We start from the raw sequence: 1,608 nt of genomic DNA on the forward strand, positions 1-1,608 counted from the left end.
ACGCTGGCCGGCCTCGTCGAGCAGCGTGTCGCGACGGCCCCCGAGGCGGTCGCGGTGGTGGCCGATGGGGTGTCGCTGACCTATGGCGAGTTGGAGGTGCGGGCGAATCGGCTGGCGTGGCATCTGGCGGGGTTGGGTGTGGGTGCTGGTTCGTTCGTGGGGGTGGTGCTGGAGCGTGGTGTCGATGTGGTGGTGTCGCTGCTGGCGGTGTTGAAGGCTGGTGCGGCGTATGTGCCGGTGGATCCGCGGTCGCCGGCGCAGCGGGTCGGCTTGGTGCTGGGCGATGCGGCGGTGTCGGTGGTGGTGACGTCGGAGGCGTTCGCGCCGCTGGTCCCCGCGGTGGTGCGGTCGGTGGTGGTGGACGATCCGGAGACGGCGGGTTCGATCGCCGGGTTGCCGGGCGCCTCGCTCGGTCGGGTGGTGTCGGCGGGGTCGGCGGCGTATGTGATCTATACGTCGGGTTCGACGGGCATGCCGAAGGGTGTGGTGGTCAGCCATTGCAATGTGGTGGGTTTGTTGGTCGCGGCTCGTGATGTGTTCGGGCTCGGGGCGGATGACGTGTGGAGTTGTTTCCATTCGTTCGCGTTCGACGTGTCGGTGTGGGAGTTGTGGGGCGCGTTGGTGCACGGCGCTCGGGTGGTGGTGGTGCCGTTCGATGTGTCGCGTAGTCCGCGGGACTTCGCGCGGTTGATCGAGCATGAGGGTGTGACGGTGCTGAGTCAGACGCCGTCGGCGTTCTATCAACTGTTGGCTGTCGCGGCGGAGCCGTTGCCGTCGGTGCGGTTGGTGGTGTTCGCGGGTGAGGCCCTTGAGCCGTCGCGGGTTTTCGGCTGGCTCGGTGGACCGCGTCTGGTCAACATGTATGGCATCACGGAGACCACGGTGCACTCGACCGTGTATGAGCTGACCGGTGGCGAGGTCGGCAGTGTGGTGGGGCGTGGACTTGCCGGTACGTCGTTGTATGTGCTTGATGATCGGCTGCAGCCGGTGGCGCCTGGTGTGGTGGGTGAGCTTTATGTGGCCGGTGTGCAGGTGTCGCAGGGGTATGTGGGTCGGCCGGGTCTGACGAGCCAGCGGTTCGTGGCGTCGCCGTTCGTTGTTGGTGAGCGGATGTATCGGTCGGGGGATCTGGCGAGGTGGTCGCCGGGCGGGCAGTTGGTGTTCGCGGGTCGCGCGGATGCGCAGGTGAAGATTCGTGGTTTCCGGATCGAGCCGGGTGAGGTGGAGGCGGTCCTTCAGGAGCATCCGCAGGTGTCGCAGGTCGCGGTGGTCGCGCGGGAGGACGTGGCGGGGGACAGGCGTCTGGTGGCGTATGTGGTGGGTGCCGGGGCGGCGGGGCTGCGGGAGTATGTCGGGCAGCGTCTGCCGGAGTACATGGTGCCGTCGGCGGTGGTGGTTCTTGATGAGTTGCCGTTGACGGTGAACGGGAAGCTGGACCGGCGTGCGTTGCCGGCACCTGACTACGAGACCGGTGCGGGTCGCGGGCCGGTCACGGTGCGGGAGGAGATCCTGTGCGGCGTCTTCGCCGAGATTCTCGGCGTGGACCGTGTCGGTGTCGACGATGACTTCTTCCGGCTCGGCGGCCACTCACTGCTCGCCGTGCGCCTG

The 1,608-nt window shown here is 67.7% G+C and carries 1 protein-coding gene; it reads left to right on the forward strand.

The window, feature by feature from the left end:
* Positions 1-1,608: non-ribosomal peptide synthetase (locus SM452_RS30300; protein ID WP_463841216.1), on the forward strand; the 1,608-nt coding region annotated here is incomplete at both ends.

Source organism: Micromonospora sp. SYSU B005 (genome assembly GCF_055362685.1).